Source organism: Gordonia hongkongensis (assembly GCF_023078355.1).
Classification (GTDB): Bacteria; Actinomycetota; Actinomycetes; order Mycobacteriales; family Mycobacteriaceae; genus Gordonia; species Gordonia hongkongensis.
Genome location: NZ_CP095552.1, coordinates 3,894,763 through 3,916,758 on the forward strand (window position 1 = coordinate 3,894,763; position 21,996 = coordinate 3,916,758).

General features: G+C 67.9%; 29 protein-coding genes and 1 pseudogene. 9 read left to right on the forward strand and 21 right to left on the reverse strand.

Annotated features, from left to right (window positions below; all coding sequences use genetic code 11):
- Positions 1–56 precede the first annotated feature (56 nt).
- From ahcY to MVF96_RS17830, 12 genes are all read right to left on the reverse strand, one after another.
- Positions 57–1,526 carry an adenosylhomocysteinase gene (gene ahcY, locus MVF96_RS17775; RefSeq protein WP_058251947.1) on the reverse strand — a complete coding sequence of 490 codons (1,470 nt, stop codon included), beginning with the start codon at positions 1,524–1,526 and terminating at the stop codon, positions 57–59.
- A gap of 108 nt (positions 1,527–1,634) precedes the next feature.
- Positions 1,635–1,814 carry a methionine/alanine import family NSS transporter small subunit gene (locus MVF96_RS17780; RefSeq protein ID WP_058251948.1) on the reverse strand — a complete coding sequence of 60 codons (180 nt, stop codon included), beginning with the start codon at positions 1,812–1,814 and terminating at the stop codon, positions 1,635–1,637.
- Positions 1,811–3,388 carry a sodium-dependent transporter gene (locus tag MVF96_RS17785; RefSeq protein WP_137810654.1) on the reverse strand — a complete coding sequence of 526 codons (1,578 nt, stop codon included), beginning with the start codon at positions 3,386–3,388 and terminating at the stop codon, positions 1,811–1,813. The genes MVF96_RS17780 and MVF96_RS17785 overlap by 4 nt, the downstream gene beginning before the upstream one ends.
- 188 nt (positions 3,389–3,576) lie before the next feature.
- A complete protein-coding gene (locus MVF96_RS17790) occupies positions 3,577–3,879 on the reverse strand; it encodes a WXG100 family type VII secretion target (RefSeq protein ID WP_058251950.1) in 303 nt (100 codons plus the stop codon).
- A gap of 46 nt (positions 3,880–3,925) precedes the next feature.
- Positions 3,926–4,249: a WXG100 family type VII secretion target gene (locus tag MVF96_RS17795; protein WP_014927790.1), complete on the reverse strand. Its 324-nt coding sequence runs from the start codon at positions 4,247–4,249 to the stop codon at positions 3,926–3,928.
- Between the two features lie 118 nt (positions 4,250–4,367).
- Complete coding sequence (locus MVF96_RS17800) at positions 4,368–5,198, reverse strand: ESX secretion-associated protein EspG (RefSeq protein ID WP_058251951.1); 831 nt, start codon at positions 5,196–5,198, stop codon at positions 4,368–4,370.
- Positions 5,195–6,250: a PPE domain-containing protein gene (locus MVF96_RS17805; RefSeq protein WP_058251952.1), complete on the reverse strand. Its 1,056-nt coding sequence runs from the start codon at positions 6,248–6,250 to the stop codon at positions 5,195–5,197. The genes MVF96_RS17800 and MVF96_RS17805 overlap by 4 nt, the downstream gene beginning before the upstream one ends.
- Before the next feature lie 77 nt (positions 6,251–6,327).
- On the reverse strand, positions 6,328–6,639 hold the full coding sequence (locus MVF96_RS17810; protein ID WP_137810653.1) for a PE family protein: 312 nt from the start codon (positions 6,637–6,639) through the stop codon (positions 6,328–6,330).
- Positions 6,636–7,928 carry a hypothetical protein gene (locus MVF96_RS17815; protein WP_247449911.1) on the reverse strand — a complete coding sequence of 431 codons (1,293 nt, stop codon included), beginning with the start codon at positions 7,926–7,928 and terminating at the stop codon, positions 6,636–6,638. Before MVF96_RS17815 ends, MVF96_RS17810 begins: the two co-directional genes overlap by 4 nt.
- Before the next feature lie 47 nt (positions 7,929–7,975).
- The gene (locus MVF96_RS17820; RefSeq protein ID WP_058251955.1) at positions 7,976–8,284 is read right to left on the reverse strand and encodes a type VII secretion target; all 309 of its coding nucleotides are present in this window, start codon (positions 8,282–8,284) and stop codon (positions 7,976–7,978) included.
- Positions 8,285–8,342: 58 nt separating this feature from the next.
- Positions 8,343–8,654, reverse strand: coding sequence for a YbaB/EbfC family nucleoid-associated protein (locus MVF96_RS17825; RefSeq protein ID WP_078113319.1), 312 nt, complete (start codon positions 8,652–8,654; stop codon positions 8,343–8,345).
- Positions 8,655–8,662: 8 nt separating this feature from the next.
- The gene (locus MVF96_RS17830) at positions 8,663–9,043 is read right to left on the reverse strand and encodes a hypothetical protein (RefSeq protein ID WP_137809593.1); all 381 of its coding nucleotides are present in this window, start codon (positions 9,041–9,043) and stop codon (positions 8,663–8,665) included.
- Between the two features lie 373 nt (positions 9,044–9,416).
- Between MVF96_RS17830 and MVF96_RS17835 the strand changes: the two genes are divergently transcribed.
- The gene (locus MVF96_RS17835) at positions 9,417–11,063 is read left to right on the forward strand and encodes a MinD/ParA family ATP-binding protein (protein ID WP_247449913.1); all 1,647 of its coding nucleotides are present in this window, start codon (positions 9,417–9,419) and stop codon (positions 11,061–11,063) included.
- Positions 11,064–11,362: 299 nt separating this feature from the next.
- Here the strand turns inward: MVF96_RS17835 and MVF96_RS17840 are convergent, their stop codons facing one another.
- Positions 11,363–11,989: a DedA family protein gene (locus MVF96_RS17840; RefSeq protein WP_058251958.1), complete on the reverse strand. Its 627-nt coding sequence runs from the start codon at positions 11,987–11,989 to the stop codon at positions 11,363–11,365.
- 241 nt (positions 11,990–12,230) lie between these two features.
- On the opposite strand from MVF96_RS17840, the gene MVF96_RS17845 reads away from it, so the two are divergent.
- The 3 genes and pseudogenes from MVF96_RS17845 to MVF96_RS24495 all read left to right on the forward strand — a co-directional run bounded on the left by MVF96_RS17845 (position 12,231) and on the right by MVF96_RS24495 (position 14,590).
- Entirely contained in the window at positions 12,231–13,307 is a 1,077-nt protein-coding gene (locus MVF96_RS17845) for an alpha/beta fold hydrolase (protein WP_058251959.1), read from the forward strand.
- A gap of 34 nt (positions 13,308–13,341) precedes the next feature.
- Positions 13,342–13,866: a hypothetical protein gene (locus MVF96_RS17850; RefSeq protein WP_137809591.1), complete on the forward strand. Its 525-nt coding sequence runs from the start codon at positions 13,342–13,344 to the stop codon at positions 13,864–13,866.
- Between the two features lie 59 nt (positions 13,867–13,925).
- Positions 13,926–14,590 (forward strand): annotated as a pseudogene (locus tag MVF96_RS24495) (TM2 domain-containing protein).
- A gap of 89 nt (positions 14,591–14,679) precedes the next feature.
- Here the strand turns inward: MVF96_RS24495 and truA are convergent.
- The 8 genes from truA to infA all read right to left on the reverse strand — a co-directional run bounded on the left by truA (position 14,680) and on the right by infA (position 19,477).
- Positions 14,680–15,618 carry a tRNA pseudouridine(38-40) synthase TruA gene (gene truA, locus MVF96_RS17860; protein WP_137809590.1) on the reverse strand — a complete coding sequence of 313 codons (939 nt, stop codon included), beginning with the start codon at positions 15,616–15,618 and terminating at the stop codon, positions 14,680–14,682.
- Entirely contained in the window at positions 15,575–16,195 is a 621-nt protein-coding gene (rplQ, locus tag MVF96_RS17865) for a 50S ribosomal protein L17 (RefSeq protein ID WP_058251962.1), read from the reverse strand. Before rplQ ends, truA begins: the two co-directional genes overlap by 44 nt.
- Positions 16,196–16,276: 81 nt before the next feature.
- A complete protein-coding gene (locus tag MVF96_RS17870; RefSeq protein WP_058251963.1) occupies positions 16,277–17,329 on the reverse strand; it encodes a DNA-directed RNA polymerase subunit alpha in 1,053 nt (350 codons plus the stop codon).
- Between the two features lie 79 nt (positions 17,330–17,408).
- Positions 17,409–18,014, reverse strand: coding sequence for a 30S ribosomal protein S4 (rpsD, locus tag MVF96_RS17875; protein ID WP_058251964.1), 606 nt, complete (start codon positions 18,012–18,014; stop codon positions 17,409–17,411).
- 24 nt (positions 18,015–18,038) lie between these two features.
- Positions 18,039–18,446 carry a 30S ribosomal protein S11 gene (gene rpsK / locus MVF96_RS17880; RefSeq protein WP_004023536.1) on the reverse strand — a complete coding sequence of 136 codons (408 nt, stop codon included), beginning with the start codon at positions 18,444–18,446 and terminating at the stop codon, positions 18,039–18,041.
- Entirely contained in the window at positions 18,446–18,814 is a 369-nt protein-coding gene (gene rpsM, locus MVF96_RS17885) for a 30S ribosomal protein S13 (RefSeq protein ID WP_004023537.1), read from the reverse strand. The genes rpsK and rpsM overlap by 1 nt, the downstream gene beginning before the upstream one ends.
- A 210-nt stretch (positions 18,815–19,024) precedes the next feature.
- Complete coding sequence (gene rpmJ, locus MVF96_RS17890; protein ID WP_005207978.1) at positions 19,025–19,138, reverse strand: 50S ribosomal protein L36; 114 nt, start codon at positions 19,136–19,138, stop codon at positions 19,025–19,027.
- A gap of 117 nt (positions 19,139–19,255) precedes the next feature.
- A complete protein-coding gene (infA, locus tag MVF96_RS17895) occupies positions 19,256–19,477 on the reverse strand; it encodes a translation initiation factor IF-1 (protein ID WP_004023539.1) in 222 nt (73 codons plus the stop codon).
- A gap of 248 nt (positions 19,478–19,725) precedes the next feature.
- Between infA and MVF96_RS17900 the strand changes: the two genes are divergently transcribed.
- The 5 genes from MVF96_RS17900 (at position 19,726) to dtd (ending at position 21,967) form a co-directional block, all read left to right on the forward strand.
- Positions 19,726–19,872, forward strand: a complete 147-nt coding sequence (locus tag MVF96_RS17900) for a hypothetical protein (RefSeq protein WP_247449915.1) — start codon at positions 19,726–19,728, stop codon at positions 19,870–19,872.
- Between the two features lie 16 nt (positions 19,873–19,888).
- Positions 19,889–20,071 carry a hypothetical protein gene (locus tag MVF96_RS17905; protein WP_247449917.1) on the forward strand — a complete coding sequence of 61 codons (183 nt, stop codon included), beginning with the start codon at positions 19,889–19,891 and terminating at the stop codon, positions 20,069–20,071.
- Between the two features lie 27 nt (positions 20,072–20,098).
- Positions 20,099–20,491, forward strand: a complete 393-nt coding sequence (locus tag MVF96_RS17910; RefSeq protein ID WP_058251965.1) for a phage holin family protein — start codon at positions 20,099–20,101, stop codon at positions 20,489–20,491.
- The gene (locus MVF96_RS17915) at positions 20,488–21,237 is read left to right on the forward strand and encodes an SIMPL domain-containing protein (protein ID WP_211538375.1); all 750 of its coding nucleotides are present in this window, start codon (positions 20,488–20,490) and stop codon (positions 21,235–21,237) included. The genes MVF96_RS17910 and MVF96_RS17915 overlap by 4 nt, the downstream gene beginning before the upstream one ends.
- Positions 21,238–21,517: 280 nt before the next feature.
- Positions 21,518–21,967: a D-aminoacyl-tRNA deacylase gene (gene dtd, locus MVF96_RS17920; protein ID WP_247449919.1), complete on the forward strand. Its 450-nt coding sequence runs from the start codon at positions 21,518–21,520 to the stop codon at positions 21,965–21,967.
- Positions 21,968–21,996: the final 29 nt, after the last annotated feature.

Here is a 21,996-nt window from a genome sequence, read left to right on the forward strand (position 1 = left end):
CCCGGTCATAGAAAAGGAGCCCCACCGAGGTGGGGCTCCTTTTCTATGCCGATCGATCAGTAGCGGTAGTGCTCGGGCTTGTACGGCCCCTCGACATCGACGTTGATGTACTCGGCCTGCTCCTTGGTGAGCTTGGTGAGCTTGCCGCCGAGCGCCTCCACGTGGATGCGGGCCACCTTCTCGTCGAGGTGCTTGGGCAGGCGGTAGACCTCGTTGTCGTACTCGTCGTTCTTCGTCCACAGTTCGATCTGCGCGATGACCTGGTTCGAGAAGCTGTTGCTCATGACGAACGAGGGGTGACCGGTCGCGTTGCCGAGGTTGAGCAGACGGCCTTCGGAGAGCACGATGATCGACTTGCCGTTCTCGAAGATCCACTGGTCGACCTGCGGCTTGACGGTGATGCGCTTGGCACCCGACCGCTCGAGGCCGGCCATGTCGATCTCGTTGTCGAAGTGGCCGATGTTGCCCAGGATCGCCTGGTGCTTCATCGCCCGCATGTGCTCGAGGGTGATGATGCCGAGGTTGCCGGTCGAGGTGATGACGATGTCGGCGTTGCCGATCGCGTCCTCAACGGTGACGACGTCGAAGCCGTCCATCAGCGCCTGCAGCGCGTTGATCGGATCGATCTCGGTGACCTGGACGCGGGCGCCCTGGCCGGCCAGCGACTCCGCGCATCCCTTGCCGACGTCGCCGTAGCCGCAGATCAGCACCTTCTTGCCGCCGATGAGGACATCGGTGCCGCGGTTGATGCCGTCGATCAGCGAGTGGCGGGTCCCATACTTGTTGTCGAACTTCGACTTGGTGACCGAGTCGTTGACGTTGATCGCCGGGAACGCGAGGTCGCCGGCGGCGGCGAACTGGTACAGCCGCAGCACACCGGTGGTGGTCTCCTCGGTGACGCCCTGGACCGACTCGGCGATCGCGGTCCACTTGCCCTTGTCCGTCTCGAACCGCTTGCGCAGCAGCTCGAGGAACACCTTGTACTCGGCGGGGTGGTCGTCCTCCGCGGGCGGGACCACGCCGGCCTTCTCGAACTCGGCACCGCGGAGCACCAGCATGGTGGCGTCCCCGCCGTCGTCGAGGATCATGTTCGCCGGTTCACCGGGCCAGGTCAGCATCTCCTCGGCCGCCCACCAGTACTCCTCCAGGGTCTCGCCCTTCCAGGCGAAGACCGGCACACCCTTCGGCTCGTCCGGCGTGCCGTTGGGCCCGACGACGATCGCCGCGGCCGCGTGATCCTGGGTGGAGAAGATGTTGCACGACGCCCATCGCACCTCGGCGCCGAGCGCGGTGAGGGTCTCGATGAGGACCGCGGTCTGCACGGTCATGTGCAGCGAGCCGGAGATACGAGCTCCCTTGAGCGGCAGCACGTCCGCGTATTCGCGTCGAAGCGCCATGAGTCCGGGCATCTCGTGCTCGGCGAGCTCGATCTCCTTGCGGCCGAAGTCCGCGAGGGACAGGTCGGCCACCTTGTAGTCGATTCCGTTGCGGCTGTCGGCCTTCAGCTCGTCCTGAGCGGTCGTCACTTGATCCCCTTGTCGTTCGCGTCGGGCGCCCGTCGATGCAGGCGCGAATGCGTTCGACCCAGGCTAACCGAACGAGCGGGCGGTTCCGAGGGGCAGGTGCTCCGAGCCTCAGGTGTCGCGCGAAGGGTGGGGCCGGGCCGCGCGGTCGGCGTCCTCCCGGACCAGGTCCGGATCCTCCGCCAAGTCCTCCACCTCGGGCCGACGACGGAGGAACACGATGCTCGCGACGAGCCCACCCCACACGATGGTGATCGACACGATGAGCATGACGATGGCGATACCGCTCATCGGACGGTCTCCTTCGTGGACGGGCCGGAGGTGCGGCCGGTGTCGGCCAGCGGTGGCCACGGTAGGAAGTCCGGTTGATCCCGGCCCTTCCAGGACGGCAGGGTGAGCAGCACCGCAGCCACGACGATCAGCGCGATCGTGCCCCAGCCGAAGACGCCGAGGTACCACGTCGGGTATCCCTCGTATCCCTCGTCGATGACCGACCACACCTTCTGCACCAGCATGATCGTGAGGAAGATCGGCGCCACGACCCCGACGAGCGCCAGCCAGATCTTGCCGACCTTGAACGTCGAGACGGCGTTCAGGTGCTGGCGCAGCATGTCTCCGCGGCGGAGCACCCAGATGAGGATGACCGTCATCATGATCGCCGACGCGACGACGCCGACGTTGTTGGCGAACATGTCCACCGTGTCGAGGGCGATCAGGCCCGAGGTCGTGGAGAACAGGGCGATCGAGATCAGACCACAGATGCCGGAGACGCCGACCGCCGCCTTGGTGCGGCTGATGCCCCACTTGTCCTGGAGCGCACCGGACACACCGATCATCAGCGAGATGAGCGAGGTGAAGCCCGCGATCACGAGCGAGCCGAAGAACAGCGCCCCGAAGAACGCGGCGCCCGGCATCTCCGAGATGACGGCCGGGAACGTGACGAAGGACAGGATCGGACCGGTCAGACCCTCGAGATCCGAGACGGCCACCTGCTGCTGGTAGGCCAGGAAGCCGAGCGCCGAGAACACGCCGATGCCGGCGAGGATCTCGAACGAGGAGTTGGCGAACGCGACGACCAGACCCGAGCTGGTCATGTTGGCCCGGCGTCGCTGGAACGACGCATAGGCGATCATGATGCCGAACGCGATCGACAACGAGAAGAAGATCTGGCTGTAGGCCGCGATCCACACGTCGAGGTCCTTCAGCGCGGCCCACTGCGGGGTGAAGAGGGCGTTGAGCCCGTCGGCGGCGCCGGGCAGGGTGATTGCCCGGATCACCAGCCCGGTGAACCCGATGAACAGCAACGGGATGAACACGATGTTGACCTTCTCGATGCCGTTGGCGACACCGAGCGCCAGGACGGCCAGCACCGCGAGCCACACGATGACCAGGGGCAGTGCGACGCCGCCGACGACGGTCGTCGAGACACCCGGATCACCGACCTGGAGGTAGTCCTGGGTGAAGAAGGTCGCCGGGTCGTCGCCCCAGCTCTGGTTGAACGAGAAGAAGAAGTAGCTGGCGGCCCAGGCGATGACCGCCGCGTAGTAGACGCCGATGACGAACAGCAGACCGGTCTGGAACCAGCCCAGCGCCTCGACCGGCTTCTTGATGCGTCGGAACGACAGTGGTGCGGTGCCGCGGAAGCGGTGCCCGACCGCGTAGTCGAGGAACAGCACTGGAATGCCCGCGGTCAGCAGGGCGACCAGATACGGGATGAGGAACGCGCCGCCGCCGCTCTCGTACGCGACGCCCGGGAAGCGCCAGATGTTGCCGAGGCCCACTGCGGAACCGATTGCGGCGAAGATGAAGCCGGAGTTCCGGGTGAACTGCTCCCGACCACCTCCGACGGTCTTGGCAGATGCCACCGCTTACCTCCTCGTCGAGATCTGCGCCCTCGGGGTACGGGTGCCGCGAGGTCTGTAGACGTCGACGCTATCGCACGAAGCGGGACTCCCGCGGGCGTTGGCAGACGGCGCGCCCGAACGCGAACGGGGACCCCCGGCGCACGGCCGTGGGTCCCCGTCCTGACGTCGGGCTACGAGTCGGTCGGCGGTCAGACGAGACCGCGGAAACCCGTTCCGATCGCTGCGTCGGTGTCCTGCATGACACGGCTGGCGTTGCTCACACCCTGCTCCAGCGCGGTCAGCGAGTCACGGGACTGGGTGAAGATCCGATCGAAGGCGCCCTGCGCGTCGACGTAGGCGGCCTTGGCCTGCTGGGAGTTCCAGTTCCCGTCAAGGGCGGCGACCTGCGCCTTGAGCTGCGAGTTCAGGTCCTCGAGCCGGGTGAAGGCAGCCCGGAGGCCGCCGCTGAGATCGCCGAGAGCGGCGAAGTCGTAATTGATGGAGCCGTTCATGGTGGGTTCCTTTCGCAGAACGTGAGGTTCGGGATGCGGACCGGTGTCAGACGCTGGTGTTGAGTCCGCGCGCGGCAGCCGCGTCCTGGTCCTCGTAGCCGGCGAAGCCGTTGGTGAGCTGGGTCTTGATCTGCTCCAGCAGTTGGTTCATGGTCAGCGCGGCCTTGTTCCAGTCGGTGTGCGTGCCGTCGAACGCGACACCGGCCGAGCCCTGCCACGTGGGTGTGGCGTTTCCGGCGTGCTGGGCGATCTGGTTGATGACGGCCTTCATGTCCTCGACGAGACTGCCGACCTTGGCTGCGGTGGCCTGTCCGTCCGCGACGTTCACGGTGACGCCGGCGCCGCCGCCTGCTCCGGGCAAGTTCAGCATGAGTGCTCCTCCTGTGTAACGGCACCGTTTGGCGATGCCCCCGTTGGTATCCGTGACACAGATACCCCTGACAGTTGATTCCCGCGGCGGTCTGTTCCGCGGAATCCCCCGATGCGGATCATGGCATCCATTTCCCGTCGGGCAGGGTCTCTATCAACAGGCTGACCGCCTGTGCGATTCGATGACCCGTTCCCGGCGAGAAGGTGGTCCACACCCGACCGTCCGGGGACTTGCTGGGACTGGACACGATTCGACCCCGTTCGGTGTCGAAAATCGCGACAGCTCCAGAAGATTGAGCGAATCGTCCGTCCTCGTTCATCGAGGCGACGACCTCGGTGCGGGTCCGGCACGACGCGAACCCTGCCGAGACGACGACGGCATCGGCCGGTGCGGCGCCGAGCGCGTGCAGGGCGTCGGTCGTCTCGGTGCCGGCCCGACAACGGCCGAGCCGGTCGACGACCTCGTCGGACGGAGCCGAGAAGGCCGTGAATTCAGCCGGCTCCGCGGCGGATTCGAGAGCGTCGAACTGAGCCCGCACGACCGCGGCGAGGGCCTCGACGTCGGCGACATCGACGACCGTGACGTCGACGCGACGGCCCGTCCGCGTCACGAGTACGTGGTCGTGGCCGTTGCGCGCCACACAGATTCGGCGAACCGCGTCGTCAGTGTAGGAGCGGATCTCGATCTCGCGCTGCGGTTGCGCCAGCACCCGTAGCACCGTCGACGCCCACGGTGTGGGCTCACCGTGCTCGACGAGTTCGAGCGCCGCGATCACCGCGTCGGGGTCGGCTTGGGTGACGTTGGCGGAGTCATTCCCGGTGTCGGACTCCGCGGCAACGTTCCCGAGGTCGAGGACGACCGGCCAGGTCTGGACTCCGAAACGTTCGCCGAGCCGGCACAGGACTGCGGCATCGAACGTCATCCCGGCGTCGTGCACGATCGGCATCATCGGCGTTCACCCGGGTTGCCGAGCATCAGCGTCTCCGATAGGTAGCGCGGATCGACGTCGGGCATTCCGTGCCCGTCTGGCGCCGAGACATAATGCGCAGCAGGACGATCCGACGTGGCCAGCTCGGCCCAGGTCGTCTGTTCCGTGGATTCGGTCGCCACCGAGGGCGGAGGGTCGGACGAGTCCAGTTCGGCGGCGTCGGCGCCGACGGTGCGGACGACCGAACCGCGGTCCGCCGTGGCGACACCCGGGGCCACCGGCGGCGGTACGCCGGGGCCGGTCACGGGGGCCGACGCCCCCGGAGCGCCGCCGGACGTCGTGGCGGCGACCTGCGATGGTCCGCTCGCGACGATCGTCGGTGCGTACTTCAGCTTCTCGGGCGGCGGCAGGAACACTCCCCCGATGCCCGCGGGCATCGCCGCACCCAGAGGCGCGGCCGGCGCCGGGGTCGGAGGTGGCGCGGCCGCGCGGGCCGCCGCCGCCCGCTCGGCGGCGAGCGCGTCACCGGACACGAGCCCCGGTGCGGGTTTCGCCGATTCCCACGGCGCGGCAACAGGTTCGGTGGCATTCTCGTACGTCTGCATCACACGGGCAGCCCGCATTCGCTGGTGCGCGACCGCACGCTCGGCCTGGGCGGCCGCACCGGCGATGATCGGTGCGACCGCGGTGGCGGTGGTTGCGATCTCGTGCAGTTTCTCGACGACGTCGACCTCGGCGAGGTCGGGCATGTTCAACCGCGCGACCGTGATCGCCGCGGCCTGGGCTTCGGCGCGTGTGGCATTCTCGGCCGCCTCGGTCGCGACTTCGGCGAACCACGGGGCCAGCCGGGTCAGCTTCTCGAAAGCCGCACTGGTGTGGGCGGACTGCCAATGCGCCCCCAGGCGTGCCAGCACGGCGGCGTATTCGACACCGGCTTCCCCGACCTCCGCGGCAAGAGCGGCCCAGGCCAGGCCCGCTTCCGCCAGCGGCGCGGGCCCGGGACCGGCGCCGAGGTCGGCGGCGAGCTGTTCGGTCGGACGGGTGTCCCAGTTGACTCCGGTGAAGCCGATCACGAGCGCCTCCCTTCGATGCCGGCGGGTTGTGGATGTGCGAGCGGAATGATGTTGCTATGCAGGGGGTTCGCGCTCTCCTACAACGCCACGCGGAAGGCGTCCGACGCCTCGGCATCACCCTCGATGAAGCCGGCGGCCTGCGCGCGGAGTACGGCGGCGATCTTCCGCATCTCCAGAACTCCCGTCGCCGTGTCCGTTTCGAACTTCTCGGCTACCGTCGTGAAACTCTCGGCAGCTGCGGTCGAGACCTCATCGCGACCCTGCGCGGCCACGGGCAACGCCCGACCGGCGGCGGTGAGCGCGTGTTCCAGGCGGTCGGCGATCCGGTCGAGGTCGCTTGCCGCCGAGATCAGTTCGGCGGGTTCGACGCGGAGTTGCGAGTTGCTCATACTTCCTCGTTTCGTTTCGGACCGGGCACGCCCAGTCGCAGTTCGATGTCCGGGCTGGGATCGGCTTCGGCGGCTTCCTCATGACCGATGACGGCTGGAGCGACCTCAGGCGACTCACCGACCACGCGACGGCCGTTGTCCTCGGTGACGAGATAGTCGGGTACCGAATGCTGGTCGTCCGCGGCGCCCGCGCCGCGCGCACCGGCGGCACCCATCGGGGCACCGCCCATCGGTGCGCCACCCATCGGCATAGCGGCGGGCGCCGTCACGGGCCTGGCGGTCGTCGATGCACCGAGGGCGGGTTCGCCGAGGTTGAAGTTCGTCGGGACGGTCGGTCGAGAAGCGCCCAGCGGCGTCGCTATTCCGCCCACGCCTCCGATGCCACCGCCACCGCCGCCTCCCCCGCCACCACCACCGCCGCCCGCGCCCTTCGACTTCGGCGACAGCGCAGCCGGGACGACGGCAGGTGAACCGTGTTCGACGTTCAGCATCTTGCTGATCGGTTGCATCAGCGAGGTGGGCAGTTCGGTGGCCGTCGACATCGCCGGCGACACGACGTCGAGGATCGAGCTGGCCAGCGTGAACGGCGATTGTCCCGCGCCCGCGGTGGGTGCACCGGTGACGGCGACCGGGGCACCGTTTACGGCCATAGCCGTCGTCGGGCCGAGTAGTTCGGCCCGGGTCACCGCGACCGCGGCGGTCGCCTGCGACAGTCCGACGGAGGCGAACCCGGCCGCAGCTGCGAAGCCTGCGCCGACCGCCGGTGTCATCATCATCGGTACCGCGAAGCCGGTGATCTTCGCGACCGTCGCCGCGATGATCCCCTGCACCACTGCCAAGCCCTTTGCCACGATCGCGGCCGCCGTCTTGGTATCCAACGAGATCCCCGACCCCTGCGTGGCCAGAGCCGAACTGTTCGCCCCCGCCTCGGCGGTCTTGGCGCCGGCGCTCACCGCGCCCTGCCCTGCCCACAGCTGGTCGGCGAGTTTGAGTGCGCTCTGCCCCATCGTCATCGACGTCTCGAGCACCTTGGTGAGGCTCTCGAAGATGACGGTCGGGTCGAATCCGCCACCCGAGAGATCACCGGTGCCGAAACCACCCAGCAGATCGGTCATCGGTTTGATGAACATGTCCAGGTTCGGTGGCTGCAGCGGTGGCAGTCCCGGCATCGGCGGCAACGGGGGCAGCACCGGCAGCGGAGGCAGACCCAGTCCGCCCAGGACGTCGGCGACCGTGCGGTCGAGGATCGGGCCGAGCGGGGTCGCCTCGATCATCTCCTGCACCGTCATGTGATTCAGGGCAGGCACATCCGGGATGCCCGGTAGCGGTGGAACCGTCACAGCACCGAACGGATGGCTGCGGCGCTGGCGGCGTCGGTGCCCTCGAACTCGGCGAGACCCGCCGCAGTCGATGCCGCGGTGGCGGCATGCACGGCCGCGAGTTGCCCCACGGACATGAGGTGACTGGCCTGCGCAGCGATGAAGGCGGCGAGGAACTCCTGCCCGATGAGCCCGAAGACGGGGACCATCGCCGCTGTGTTGGCCGCGGCGTCGATCGACCCGGCGGTGCCGACGGCGGTCGCCATCGCGGCGTTCGTGGCGGCGAAGCCCTCGAGGACCTCCGGCGTCACCTTGACGTTCGTCATTCTCGAACCCCCTCGTGGGTGTCAGTCTGATGGATCGGTGTCATGTCGGCCGGGTCCGTCATTCGGCCGGACGAGCGGCCAGCATGTCGCCGAACGACTCGTTGAACTCCTCGGTCACCGCGGCGATCCGGGCGTAGACCTTCTGTGCGGCCAGCGCGGCGGTCGTCACGACCTGGTCGGCCAGCCGGCTCGCACCGAGTTCGTTGGCGCCGTAGGCGAATTCGAGGTCGATGAGCGCGCCCTTGCCGTCCACCTCGGCGGTGACCAGCCCGTCGGACGACGTCTCCCGGACCGAGATCGCGCGTAGCTTCTCCTGAAACCCGTGCAGGCCGTCGAGCTGCCGTTGCGCGCGCGCCTCGAGTTCGTCCATTCCCCAGGTCATCGCTGCAACCACGACGCGGGCGCGTCGGCTTCCTCGTCGTCGCGCCACTCGGCTCGTGCGAGATCGTCCGGGCGGGGCAACTGCATCTCCTGCACGAGGTCCCGGTCGATGCCGGCGGCGAGCAGGTTCTCGCGGAGCCGGATACCGGCGGACATCGCCGCCTGCTGACAGAGTCGGAGGATGTCCCCGGCGAGCAGAACCGGATCCTTGTCGAGTTCGGACGCCTCGATACGAACTGCCACCGGAAGACCTTGCGCGGTGGTCCGGACGCCGAGCCCGCCCGACCGTGACCGCGCGGTCACGAACTCGTGCAACACCGCCCACGGGTCGTCGGGATCACCGTCGACGAGATCCCGAGGATCGTCGGAGTAGGTCATGGAAAGCTGCACCCCCTTCACGCCGAATATGACGCAGCCGGGGCCCCTTCCGGTTCCATCGAATTTTCGTTCGACGGAACCAGACCTCCCACATACGGATCCGTGAAGAACCGCGCACCCCGCTGCGCACATGTGTTGAGTGTCTGCATAGTGCCATACTCGGTTCGGCCTCACCACACCAGAGATGCACTATGCCGAACGCGTGTCCTCGAGACGGCTCTGTGGACGTCGTCCGGACCAGGTCGAGGACCTTGGGTAGACTGCCGCAGGACGCAGCCGGGGTCGATCGACAAAACGGGGTGGATCGCTGCACGCCTCGCCGAACTCGCCGCAACGCGATCGGCGCCCGGCCGCTTGACCAGAGGATTCCCCGATGACGTACGAGAACCCGACGAGACCGGACGGAACCGGGCCCGGCACCCCTGATGCCGACGCCCCGGCGCCGCCGCCCTGGCTGCAGTTCGCCCCGCCGACCGCCGCTCCACAACAGCCGCCGGCAGCAGCGCCCGCGCCGCCCGCACCCCGGGGACCGTCCGCACGTCCGGACAGCGGATCACCGGCCCGCGAGACGATGCCCCCGCGGCCGGACTTCGAAAGCCGGTCGGCGCCACCGCCCGACCATCCCGCCGCCGTCCGTCCGCCCGCCGACCACGCCGGCGCCGCCGACCACCCCGGGGCCGCGCCCGCCGATCCGCATCCTCACGGCGGGCCCGTTCCGCCGGAGCCGCGTCCCGAGATCTCACCGACTGAGAACCCGGTCGCTCCCCCGTGGTCGCCGCAGGCCCCTCCCGTCCCAGGGCCGGACCACTTCGGACCCGACAACCTCGGACCCGGGCACGTCACCGGCCCGGCACCGTCATCCGGAATGCCGCCGCACCCCGCCGCGTCGCAGATCGTGCCGCCCGCCCCGCCGGCTCCCCAGTCCGCTCCCGCGTGGTCCGCCCAGCCGGGGATGCCACCGACTCCGGTCGCCGGCCATCAACCTCCGCCGTACGCGGGTCCCGCTCCGATGGGCCCCGGTCCCGCGCCCGCCTTTCCCGGGCAGCCGATGCAGCACGGATACGGGCCGCCGTCGGGAGGCCCTTCGCTCGACGAGGTGGCACTCATCCGGAAGGCCCGTCGCGCGCCGAGTCGCGGCTGGCGTCGTGCGGTGCACACGCTGTCTGCCGGTGCGATCAATCCCGGTGAGTCGCAGGGCGACATCGAATATCAGCAGCTGCTCGAACGGGTGAACCGGCCGGTCCGGGGCGACTATCGGATCGCCGTGCTGTCGCTGAAGGGCGGAGTCGGCAAGACGACGACCACCGTCGGCCTCGGCTCGACGTTCGCCTCCCTGCGGGGCGACCGCGTCATCGCCGTCGACGCCAATCCCGACCTCGGTACGCTCGCACAGCGCATTCCGCAGCAGACCCGGTCGACCGTCCGCGACCTGCTCGCCGATGAGAACGTCTACCGCTACTCAGACGTCCGGGCCCACACGTCGCAGGCGCCGAGTCGCCTCGAAGTCCTTGCCTCCGAACGAGATCCGGCGATGGCCGAGGCGTTCAACGAGGAGGAGTACCGCGGCGTCATCACCGTGCTGCAGCGCTTCTACAACATCATCATCACCGACTGCGGCACCGGTCTGAGCCACTCGGCGATGAACGGGGTCCTCGACCTCGCGAACACGATCATCCTCGTCAGTTCCCCGGCTCTCGACGGCGCCCGCAGCGCCGGCGCGACCCTGGACTGGCTGGAGGCGCACGGTTTCGGGCACCTCGTCTCGCGCGCCGTGGTCGTCCTGAGTTCGTCGCGACCCGGGTCGTCGACCATCGACACCGACCAGCTGGGTCAACACTTCCTCACGCGGTGCCGCGCCGTGCACAAGATCCCGTTCGACGACCACCTCGCCGAAGGCGCGGACGTCGACCTCGAACTGATGTCGAAGCCGACGAAGCGATCGTTCGTCGAACTCGCGGCGACCATCGCCGACGATTTCTCGGGTGGCCCCGGACAACGGGAGGAGCCGTTCCTCCGCTGACCGACCCCTGATTCCGGGCGGCGGAAGGGACCTGGTGAGACGCGGGGCAGACCCTTCGTGACGCGCCCTCCGCAAGCTCCGGGCGCTCCTCAGGGAGCGGCGGTTGGTCGCGCCTTTCCGCAAGCTCCGGGCGCTCCTCCGGGAGCGGCGGTTGGTCGCGCCTTTCCGCAAGCTCCGGGCGCTCCTCAGGGAGCGGCGGTTGGTCACGCCCTCCGCAAGCTCCGGGCGCTCCTCAGGGACCGGGGGTTGGTCACGCCCTCCGCAAGCTCCGTGCGCTCCTCAGGGACCGGCGGTTCGCCTCAGGGCGTCTCGGCGCGCCGATCGCGCCGCGCGATCCGCCAGCGCCGACCGAAGTGGATGAATGTCGGTATGACGATCGTGCACACGGAGGCGATGATGAAGATCTCGATGTTGTCGCGGATGACCGGGATGTTGCCGAGGAAGTAGCCGAGCAGGATGATCCCGGCCGCCCAGGTGAAACTGCCGAGCACGCTGAAGAGGGTGAACGTCCGATGTGGCATGCCGCTGAAGCCGGCGACCAGCGGGGTCAGGGTGCGGACGATCCCGATGAACCGGCCGAAGAACACGGTGAGCGGCCCGAAGCGGTCGAAGTAGTGGTTCGTCCTGGCCAGATACTCGGGTCCGATGGTGCGCATCAGTTTGCCCTCGACCACCCCGCGCCCCACACGGCGGCCGATGAAGTAGCCGCACTGGTCGCCGATGATCGCCGCCAGCGGCACAGCCAGGCACAACAGCCACAGCGGTGCGAAGGGATCGGGTTGCGCGGCGAACACGCCGGCGGTGAAGAGCACCGAGTCGCCGGGAAAGATGAACCCGACCAGGATGCCGGTCTCCACGAAGATCAGCACGCAGAGTCCGATGAGGCCACCGGTGGCCACGAAGGACTCGATGTCGAAGGGGTTCATCGAATCCAACACTAGTGGCGCAGCGACCCGCCGGGGCCCGGTGACCGTCGCGACGTGGCAAAGCGTCGGCAACCATTCAGATCCCGGCAACCCAGGTCGCAGCCGGCACCCGGCACCCGCCGCGCACGACGACCGGTGATGCGGTTTACTCGACGCCTAGCGGGACAACGCCCATTGCCATCCACCGCTCCGTCGCGAGGACGCGACCGACACCGCCCGAGCGACACCGAGGGGAGAGACAGTGCCCACCAAGCACCGGGATCCGTCCCCGACCACGACGTCCGGTCCGACGCTGCGTCCGGTCTCCGACACCGACGTCCGCATCGAGTACCACACCATCCACGGCTACCGGCGCGCCTACCGGATCGCCGGCAGCGGTCCGGCGCTGCTGCTCATCCACGGCATCGGTGACAACTCGTCGACGTGGGACGAGGTCATCCCGATCCTCGCGCAGCACTACACCGTCATCGCACCCGACCTGCTCGGCCACGGGGAATCGGACAAGCCACGCGCCGACTACTCGGTGCCGGCCTTCGCCAACGGCATGCGCGACCTCCTCGTCGTCCTGGGGATCAGCAAGGTGACGGTCGTCGGCCACTCCCTGGGCGGCGGCGTCGCAATGCAGTTCTGCTATCAGTTCCCGCGCTTCGTCGAGCGCCTGGTGCTGGTCGCGGCCGGCGGGGTCACCCGCGACGTCAACCCCGCCCTGCGGTTGTTCTCGCTGCCCGTCGTCCCGCAGGTGCTGTCGGTACTCCGCGTCCCCGGCGTGATCCCTGGTCTCACGACGCTCGCGAAAGCGATCGTCGCCGCGCCGATGCCGCCCCTGTTCCCGTCCTCGGCCACGCCCGAACATCTACTGGCCGACCACGAGGACCTCATGCGGGTCCTCGGTGGGCTTGCCGACCCCACCGCGTCGGCCGCCTTCCTCCGTACTCTGCGCGCCGTCGTCGACTGGCGCGGCCAGTCCGTCACGATGCTCGACCGCTGCTACCTCACCGAGCGCCTGCCGGTCCTGCTCGTGTGGGGCGACCGGGACATCGTGATCCCCCATCACCACGGCGAACTGGCGCACTCGGCGATCCCACACTCGGAGTTCGAGACCTTCTCCGGCTCAGGACATTTCCCGTTCCACGACGACCCCGAACGGTTCTGCCGGATCGTCATCGACTTCATCGCGCGCCACGCGCCGGTGGAATTCGATCCGCTCAACTGGCGGCATCTGATGTCCGAGGGCGCCCATCCGGAGCAGTTCGTCGGCGACGACGAGACCGTCGACGAGGTGCTCGAGGCCTTCGGAGACGAGCGCAACGCCACCTGACCCGAAACACACTCGCGTATGCCACCATTGCGGGATGACGTACCCGGGGAATGGCAATGACGGCACCCGTCCGTTGCCGCATCAGCCGAACGCCTACGACTCCAGTCCCGGCTTCGTGCCCGCTCCCGCCCAATTCCCGGGCCCCGGCATGGGTTACGCGCCGCCCGGGCCGTTCTTCGACGCGGGTGCCGCGGCATTACCCGAGCCGCCGCTCGTGGTCATCGGTGACATCACGTGCACCCAGCACTACGTGATCACGCCGTCGGGCACGTTCCCGCTCGCGGGTTCGCAGTGGGAGGTCACCGACATGTCCGTGTCCTCCGAACAGATGTCGCAGACGGGCCTGGTGCTGGCGCTCGTCGGGTTCTTTCTGATCTGCTTTCTGAGTCTGCTGTTCTTGCTGATGAAAGAACGGCGCACAACGGGCTTCATCCAGGTACGGGTCCGGGGCGCGGGCGGCGCGATGCACGTCACCAACGTCCCCGCCACGTCGCCCTGGACGATGAGCGATGTGTCCGGTCGCGTGTACTACGCACGCGAACTGGCTACCGTCGCCTGAGCCGACCGCACGTTCGAGATGAGCACGCCGCTCTATCCAGTCACGAGGAGGACCACCCGATGACCACACCAGACAACCCGGGCGACAAGCCCCACGACCCGTTCGTCAAGCAGCCACCGGCCGACGCCTCGCCGTCGTACGGCACCGACCCCGGCCAGCAGCCGGGGGGTTCGAGTTCGGCACCGCCGGGACCTCGCAGCCCGGCGTCGGCAATCCCCAGTACGGCGACCAGCAGTACGGGAGCCAGCAGTACGGCGACCAGCAATACGGGAACCAGCAGTACGGGGCACCCCAGCAGTACGGCGACCAGCAGTTCGGGGGCCAGCAGTTCGGGGCACCGCAGCAGTACGGCGCACCCCAGCAGTACGGGGCTCCGCAGGGCGGGTATCCCGCGGCGCCCGGTTACGGCTACGGCGGCGCACCCGACCCCACTGCTCCCTACGGCCGTGACCCGTCCACCGGCGAGCCGCTGTCCGACAAGTCGAAGCTGGTTGCCGGCCTGCTGCAGATCTTCCTGGGCAGCCTGGGCGTCGGCCGCTTCTACATCGGCGACAACACCACCGGCGCGATCCAACTCGGCCTGACGATCCTCGGCTACATCACCGCGATCTTCTTGATCGGGTTCGTCATCATCTTCGGTGTCGCCATCTGGGCGCTGGTCGACGGCATCATGATGCTGACCGGCAGTGTTCGGGACAAGAACGGCCTCAAGCTGGGCAACTGACCGCTGCGCTCGAGGAGGCCCCGGGGATCTGTCCCCGGGGCCTCCTTGTGTCACAACAACTCCGGGCTCGCCGTCGAGACGGCGGGTGGTCACCCACCACAGCAACCGGTCGACCCGCGCACGTCACGGGTCACCGTGTTGCGGGCGGCGAGTTCGTCGTCGGCGGGATAGTCGACGCCGACCAGGCACAGACCCCGGGCCTCGGCGACGGGGACCTGACTGCTGCGGGTTCGCTCATCGAGAAGCCCACGGCACCAGTCGATGTCGCGCCTGCCGTCGCCCACACTCGCGACCGCGCCGACCAGCGACCGCACCATCGACCAGCAGAACGCGTCCGCGCTCACCTCGCCGACGAGGACTCCTTCGGCGTCCCGTCTCCAAGAGAACCGCTGCAGTTCCCGGATCGTGGTCGCACCCTCCCGCCGACGGCAGAACGCCGCGAAGTCGTTCAGGCCGAGCAACTCCGACGATGCCGCGTTCAACGCTTCGACGTCGAGCGGCCGACGCCATGTCGCGGTCGTCCGCGCGACCACCGGTTCGGCACCCCACCGTGCATCGGTCAACCGATAGCGGTAATGCCGGCGCAGCGCCGAGAACCGAGCGTCGAACTCGTCCGGGACAACGCGCACGGCCGTCACCCGGACGTCATCGGGACACATCTTCGCGAGACGCCCGACGAGCGTCGCGGGATCACCGGCGATCGATCGGGTCTCCAGTACCGACTTCGGAACCTCGGCGTGCGCGACCTGCCCAGTGGCATGCACACCGGCGTCGGTGCGCCCCGCCACCGTCAGCCGCACCGGCACCCGCAGGACCGTCGACAACCTGGTCTCGAGTTCCTCGCACACGCTGCGCTGGCCGACCTGCCGTGCCCATCCGGCGAAGTCGGTGCCGTCGTACGAGATGTCGAAGCGGAGACGACAGAACCCGCCGGCACCGGAATCGGCGCCGACGGGTTCGGTCTGCGGTTCTCGACTCAGTCGACTACTTCTTCTCACCGTCGACGTCGGCTCCGGCTGCCTCGGCATCGGGAGCGGTCGCGGCGGTGGACTCGTCGTCGATAGCCTCGGCGACAGCCTCGGCGTTGGCGACCTCGGCATCGGTGGCGTCGGCCTCGACGGCCTCCACCACGTTCGCGTCAGCCGAATCGGTATCAGCGACAACCTCTTCGGTGGCGTCGAGCTTGTCCTCGGCGGCCTTCTTGGAGGCGGCGACGCGGGTCGCGCGGCTGGCCTCGCTCGACGCGGTGGACTCGCGCACCAGCTCGATCACGGCCATGGGGGCGTTGTCGCCCTTGCGCGGCAGCGTCTTGATGATGCGGGTGTAGCCACCGGGACGATCGGCGAAGAACGGGCCGATCTCGTCGAACAGCGTGTGCACGACGTCCTTGTCACGGATGTCCTTCAGCACCTCACGGCGGTTGGCCAGCTTGCCGGCCTTGGCGTGCGTGATGATCTTCTCCGCGTACGGACGCAGGCGCTTGGCCTTGGCTTCCGTGGTGGTGATGCGGCCGTGCTCGAAGAGCGAGGTGGCGAGATTCGCCAGCATCGCCTTCTGGTGGCTGGCCGACCCGCCGAGGCGGGCACCCTTGGTGGGCTTGGGCATTGTCTTCTCCTAGGAGGACCCCGCATCACTCGATGCGGAAGTCAGGGTTGGGCAGTGACAGCTACCGCCGCGTCGTAGCGACTACAGCTGCTCGGTCTCCGCGAAATCCTCACCGGAATCGGCGTCGAAGGACGCGTCTTCCGACCACGTGCCGGTGGCCGGGTCGTAACCCGCGACCTGCGACGGATCGAAGCTGGCCGGGCTGTCCTTGAGGGACAGGCCGAGCGCGTGCAGCTTGACCTTGACCTCGTCGATCGACTTCTGACCGAAGTTGCGGATGTCGAGCAGATCCGACTCGGTCCGCGCAACCAGCTCGCCGACGGTGTGCACACCCTCGCGCTTGAGGCAGTTGTAGGAACGAACGGTCAGCTCGAGATCCTCGATCGGCAGGCTGAACGACGCGATGTGGTCGGCCTCGGCCGGCGACGGCCCGATCTCGATGCCCTCGGCCTCGACGTTGAGCTCCCGGGCGAGCCCGAACAGCTCCACCAGGGTCTTGCCCGCCGACGCCAGTGCGTCACGCGCACTGATCGAGTTCTTGGTCTCCACATCGAGCACCAGTCGATCGAAGTCGGTGCGCTGTTCGACACGGGTGGCCTCGACCTTGTAGGTCACCTTGAGCACCGGCGAGTAGATCGAGTCGACCGGGATGCGGCCGATCTCGGCACCCGACGCCTTGTTCTGCACGGCCGGGACGTAGCCGCGGCCCCGCTCGACGACGAGCTCGATCTCGAGCTTGCCCTTGTCGTTCAGGGTGGCGATGTGCAGATCGGGGTTGTGCACGGTGACACCGGCCGGGGGCACGATGTCGGCACCGGTGACGGTGCCCGGACCCTGCTTGCGCACGTACATGGTGACCGGCTCGTCCTCGTCCGAGCTGACCACGAGGCCCTTGAGGTTCAGGATGATGTCGGTGACATCCTCCTTGACCCCGGCCACGGTGGTGAACTCGTGGAGGACACCGTCGATGCGGATGCTGGTGATGGCTGCACCCGGGATCGAGCTGAGCAGGGTACGACGCAGTGAGTTGCCGAGGGTGTAGCCGAAGCCCGGCTCGAGCGGCTCGATGACGAACTTCGAGCGGTTCTCGGCGAGGACTTCCTCGGTGAGGGTGGGTCGCTGTGAGATGAGCATTCTGTGGATCTCTCCTTTGGCCGCCCGCTATATGACGGCCTCGAGGGGTGTACCGAACAGCTGTTGCTGTCGGGCGGTGTTACTTCGAGTAGAACTCGACGATGAGCTGCTCGGTCAGCGGGACATCGATCTGGGCACGCTCGGGCACGCTGTGCACGAGAACACGCAGGGTCGACGGCACGACCTGGAGCCAACCCGGAACCGGACGATCGCCGACGAGCTCCTTGGCGATCTGGAACGGGACGGTCTGCAGCGACTTCGGGCGGACATCGATGATGTCGTACTGGCTGACGCGGTAGCTGGGCACGTCGACCTTCACACCGTTGACGGTGAAGTGGCCGTGGCTGACCAGCTGGCGGGCCTGGCGACGGGTACGCGCGATGCCGGAGCGGTAGATCACGTTGTCGAGACGGGTCTCGAGGATCTTCAGCAGTTCGTCACCGGTCTTGCCGGTGCGACGGTTCGCCTCTTCGTAGTAGCGGCGGAACTGCTTCTCCAGGACGCCGTAGGTGAAGCGCGCCTTCTGCTTCTCCTGCAGCTGGAGCAGGTACTCGCTCTCCTTGATCCGCGAGCGGCCGTGCTGGCCGGGCGGGTAGGGGCGACGCTCGAAGGCAGCGTCTCCACCGATCAGGTCGACGCGAAGACGACGAGACTTCTTGGTTGCGGGGCCGGTATAACGAGCCATGTTTCTCTGTTCCTCCCTTTCCCGCTAGACCCGACGCCGCTTGGGCGGACGGCAACCGTTGTGCGGCTGCGGGGTGACATCGGAAATGGTGCCGACCTCGAGGCCGGCTGCCTGCAGGGAGCGGATGGCGGTCTCGCGACCCGAACCCGGTCCCTTGACGAACACGTCGACCTTCTTGACGCCGTGCTCCTGGGCCTTGCGCGCAGCGTTCTCGGCCGCGAGCTGAGCCGCGAACGGGGTGCTCTTGCGCGAGCCCTTGAAACCGACGTGGCCCGACGATGCCCAGCTGATGATGTTGCCGCTGGGATCGCTGATCGACACGATGGTGTTGTTGAACGTCGACTTGATGTGTGCGTGGCCGTGCGGGACGTTCTTCTTATCGCGACGGCGGGTGCCCTTCTTGGGGCCTGCGCTACGTGACTTCGGAGGCATTACTTCTTCTTCCCGGCGATGGTCTTCTTCGGGCCCTTGCGAGTGCGGGCATTGGTCTTGGTGCGCTGTCCACGAACGGGCAGGCCACGACGGTGGCGCAGACCCTGGTAGCAGCCGATCTCGATCTTGCGACGGATGTCGGCCTGCACCTCGCGACGGAGGTCACCCTCGACCTTCACCGAGGCTTCGATGTACTCACGCAGCTTCGAGACGTCTGCGTCGGTGAGATCCTTCGCTCGGAGGTCAGGGCTCAGGCCCGTTCCCTCGAGGATCTCCTTGGAGGTGGTACGCCCAACTCCGTAGATGTAGGTCAGTGCGATCTCCAGCCGCTTCTCGCGGGGGAGATCCACACCAGCAACACGTGCCATGTGGCGGATTTCCTTTTCGATTCTCAGAGGTCTGCTCCCAGTCCGTCCCGCGAGCTGGTGCCGAACCGTGTGTCCGGCCTCGTGGGCTCCGGCCTCTGATCCGGAGGTAGGCGGTGACGCGTCTGTCGCCGCTGGTGTTGGGAGGTCCTGTTGTATTCAGTTGTCGATCTTCAGTTGTTCTGACTCAAGCGACCCGGAGGGTGCGCGTGATCAGCCCTGACGCTGCTTGTGACGCAGGTTCTCGCAGATCACCATGACCCGACCGTTACGGCGGATCACCTTGCACTTCTCGCAGATCGGCTTGACGCTCGGCTGAACCTTCACGTCAATCTCTCCTGCTCGGCTCGCCCGCGCGCACGCCGAAACGGCCGTACACGTGGGTGTCGGTCTCCTCCCGAACGGATGTCCGGGAAGTCTGTCCCCGGCGACGCCGGGAAAGTCCTACTTGTAGCGGTACACGATTCGCCCACGAGCCAGGTCGTAGGGCGAGAGTTCCACGACGACCCGGTCCTCGGGCAGGATGCGGATGTAGTGCTGCCGCATCTTGCCGCTGATGTGGGCGAGAACCTTGTGTCCGTTCTCCAGCTCAATACGAAACATCGCATTGGGCAGGGGTTCGATCACTCGACCCTCGACCTCGATGGCCCCGTCTTTCTTCGCCATGTCCTCCGCGATCCTGGCCGTGACCACGACATCTGGGCGACGTCGCGGCCCATTGGCCGGGTTGAATCAGTGTTTGTCCGTTAGGGTGTGGGCACCGGTCCGCGAGGACCTGCACCCGGTGTGCGCCGACCGGACCCACGTGCTGACACGCCGAGGCCCGGCGCGCGATGCGCACCGACGGTCCATGCTACGCGAACAGGCAGGCCAGGCCAAATGCGTGCGCGGCGTCGCAAGGAGGTCCGAAGCGGATGGGGACGGTCGACGACTATCTCGACGGGCTCGACCCGGACGACCGCGCGGTCATCTCCCGGACTTATGACGTCTCCCGCCACACGGTCCCCGGCACCACGCAGGGCAAGGGCTACGGGATGGGAGGCCCTGACGTATCGCGGTAGCCCGCTCCTGTCGGTGATGCGCACGAAGAATCACATCGGGCTGTACCCGTTCAGCCCCGAGGCGGTCGACGCCGGGCGGCCCTTTCTCGCGGGTTTCGACGTCCAGAAGGGCACCGTACGTTTCCAGCCCGAAGCCCCTCCGTCAGACGACGCGATCCGCGCCATGATGACGTTCCGTCGCGATCAGATCGATGGTTGAGGCGAGGGTGCTGGCACACTGTCGCGCATGCTTGCCTTCCTCGTCCGCACCGTGCTGACCGCGGTGGCCCTGTGGGTCGCGACGCTGATCGTGCCGGGCATCGACTTCGTGGGCGGTTCGACGACCGCCGAGAAGGTCGGTATCGCCCTGGTGGTCGCCGTGATCTTCGGCGTCCTGAACGCGATCATCAAACCGATCGTGCAGATCATCGCGATCCCCTTCTACATCCTCACGCTCGGTCTGATCCACATCGTCATCAACGCATTGATGCTGGAGCTCACCGCGTGGATCACCCGCAACACCACGCACTGGGGGCTCGAGGTCGACGACTTCTTCTGGTCGGCGATCTTCGGCGCCATCGTCGTGTCGGTGGTCGGGTGGCTCCTGGCCCTGCTGATGCGCGACCCGGTCGACCGATGACGAGAACACGCGGCGCCGACACACTGCGCCCCGCACTCCGGACGACATCGGTCCTCGCGGCGCTCGCCGCCGTGGTCCTGGTGGTGGCCGGGTGCGGCAGCGACACCGGCGGGCAGCCACGGTCGGTGACCGTCGTCGGGTCGGGCCAGGTCAGCGGCACCCCGGACACCCTGCGCGCCGACATCGGCGTGGAGGCGACCGCGTCCGATGTGACGACCGCGCTGAACGAGACGAGCGCCAAGGTCACCGCGGTCACCGACGCGGTCGTCGCGGCCGGAGTGGAGCGCAAGGACGTCGCCACGCAGCAGGTGTCGGTGAACCCGCAGTATTCGAGTCCCGCACCCGGCGGTTCGAGCCAGATCAGTGGATACACCGCGACCAACACCATCCGCGTGACCATCCGCGACATCTCGACGGCGTCGACCGTGCTGAGCGCCGCCGCGACCGCCGGTGGGGACAACACGCGCATCAACAACGTCGCCTTCGCCATCGACGACGACTCGGAACTCCTCGAGAAGGCGCGCGAAGCCGCGTTCACCGACGCCCGGGGCCGCGCGCAGCAGTACGCCGGTCTCGCCGGCGACTCGCTCGGCGACGTGCTGACCATCAAGGAGAGCACCAGCGGCCAGGAACAGCCGGTCTCGCCCGGTACCTTCGAACGCGACGTGGCGGCCGCGCCCGTACCGGTCGAGCCCGGCCAGCAGGAACTCACCTTCACCGTCACGGTCACGTTCGCGCTGGACTGAACACCCCGTCCGTGCACCGCACCCGGACCTCCACACCCTGACGATGACCTCCACACCTGATCCGAAAGAACGCCCTGCCCCCTGCTCCCTGAGGAGCGCCCGGAGCTTGCGGAGGGCGCGTCACGAAGGGTCTCCGCAACCGACTCACCAGGACCCTTCGTGACGGCCTCCGCAAGCTCCGGCCTCCTCAGGGAGCAGTGATTGGGCTCGCGCCGAGCACAACGGGTTCTTTCGTAGTCCACGACGGCCGTCAGGCCGCAGATACCGAGAAGGAGGATCGATGCGCGCCGTTCTCCAGCGCGTCAGCCGAGCGAGTGTGAGCGTCGACGGCGAGGTCGTCGGCGAGCTCGACATCCCGCCCGGCGCCGCGGGCCTCGTCGCCCTGGTGGGGGTCACGCACGACGACACCGTCGACCACGCGAGCAAGCTGGCCGACAAGATCTGGCGCCTGCGGATCTTCGACGGCGGGGACGGCCCCGAACGGGCCGCCGCCGACCTCGGCGCCCCGATTCTGGTGATCAGCCAGTTCACGCTCTATGCCAACACCGCAAAGGGCCGGCGCCCCTCGTGGAATGCCGCCGCGCCTGGGCCCGTCGCCGAACCGCTGGTCGACGCGGTGGTCGACGCGCTCCGGGCCGCCGGCGCGACGGTGGCCACCGGCCGTTTCGGCGCGCACATGGAAGTCGGTCTCGTCAACGACGGCCCGGTCACCCTGGTGCTCGACGTCTGAGACCGCAGACACAAACAGTCGCAGGACTA

Bases quoted from the DNA above. Each gene is read 5' to 3' on its own strand.
- MVF96_RS17780 (WP_058251948.1), bottom strand. From the start codon at position 1,814: ATGAGCGGTATCGCCATCGTCATGCTCATCGTGTCGATCACCATCGTG.
- MVF96_RS17790 (WP_058251950.1), bottom strand. From the start codon at position 3,879: ATGAACGGCTCCATCAATTACGACTTCGCCGCTCTCGGCGATCTCAGC.
- MVF96_RS17795 (WP_014927790.1), bottom strand. From the start codon at position 4,249: ATGCTGAACTTGCCCGGAGCAGGCGGCGGCGCCGGCGTCACCGTGAAC.
- MVF96_RS17800 (WP_058251951.1), bottom strand. From the start codon at position 5,198: ATGATGCCGATCGTGCACGACGCCGGGATGACGTTCGATGCCGCAGTC.
- MVF96_RS17810 (WP_137810653.1), bottom strand. From the start codon at position 6,639: ATGAGCAACTCGCAACTCCGCGTCGAACCCGCCGAACTGATCTCGGCG.
- MVF96_RS17815 (WP_247449911.1), bottom strand. From the start codon at position 7,928: ATGACGGTGCAGGAGATGATCGAGGCGACCCCGCTCGGCCCGATCCTC.
- MVF96_RS17820 (WP_058251955.1), bottom strand. From the start codon at position 8,284: ATGACGAACGTCAAGGTGACGCCGGAGGTCCTCGAGGGCTTCGCCGCC.
- MVF96_RS17825 (WP_078113319.1), bottom strand. From the start codon at position 8,654: ATGGACGAACTCGAGGCGCGCGCGCAACGGCAGCTCGACGGCCTGCAC.
- MVF96_RS17830 (WP_137809593.1), bottom strand. From the start codon at position 9,043: ATGACCTACTCCGACGATCCTCGGGATCTCGTCGACGGTGATCCCGAC.
- MVF96_RS17835 (WP_247449913.1), top strand. From the start codon at position 9,417: ATGACGTACGAGAACCCGACGAGACCGGACGGAACCGGGCCCGGCACC.
- MVF96_RS17840 (WP_058251958.1), bottom strand. From the start codon at position 11,989: ATGAACCCCTTCGACATCGAGTCCTTCGTGGCCACCGGTGGCCTCATC.
- MVF96_RS17850 (WP_137809591.1), top strand. From the start codon at position 13,342: ATGACGTACCCGGGGAATGGCAATGACGGCACCCGTCCGTTGCCGCAT.
- truA (WP_137809590.1), bottom strand. From the start codon at position 15,618: ATGCCGAGGCAGCCGGAGCCGACGTCGACGGTGAGAAGAAGTAGTCGA.
- rplQ (WP_058251962.1), bottom strand. From the start codon at position 16,195: ATGCCCAAGCCCACCAAGGGTGCCCGCCTCGGCGGGTCGGCCAGCCAC.
- MVF96_RS17870 (WP_058251963.1), bottom strand. From the start codon at position 17,329: ATGCTCATCTCACAGCGACCCACCCTCACCGAGGAAGTCCTCGCCGAG.
- rpsD (WP_058251964.1), bottom strand. From the start codon at position 18,014: ATGGCTCGTTATACCGGCCCCGCAACCAAGAAGTCTCGTCGTCTTCGC.
- rpsK (WP_004023536.1), bottom strand. From the start codon at position 18,446: ATGCCTCCGAAGTCACGTAGCGCAGGCCCCAAGAAGGGCACCCGCCGT.
- rpsM (WP_004023537.1), bottom strand. From the start codon at position 18,814: ATGGCACGTGTTGCTGGTGTGGATCTCCCCCGCGAGAAGCGGCTGGAG.
- infA (WP_004023539.1), bottom strand. From the start codon at position 19,477: ATGGCGAAGAAAGACGGGGCCATCGAGGTCGAGGGTCGAGTGATCGAA.
- MVF96_RS17900 (WP_247449915.1), top strand. From the start codon at position 19,726: ATGGGGACGGTCGACGACTATCTCGACGGGCTCGACCCGGACGACCGC.
- MVF96_RS17905 (WP_247449917.1), top strand. From the start codon at position 19,889: ATGCGCACGAAGAATCACATCGGGCTGTACCCGTTCAGCCCCGAGGCG.
- MVF96_RS17910 (WP_058251965.1), top strand. From the start codon at position 20,099: ATGCTTGCCTTCCTCGTCCGCACCGTGCTGACCGCGGTGGCCCTGTGG.
- MVF96_RS17915 (WP_211538375.1), top strand. From the start codon at position 20,488: ATGACGAGAACACGCGGCGCCGACACACTGCGCCCCGCACTCCGGACG.
- dtd (WP_247449919.1), top strand. From the start codon at position 21,518: ATGCGCGCCGTTCTCCAGCGCGTCAGCCGAGCGAGTGTGAGCGTCGAC.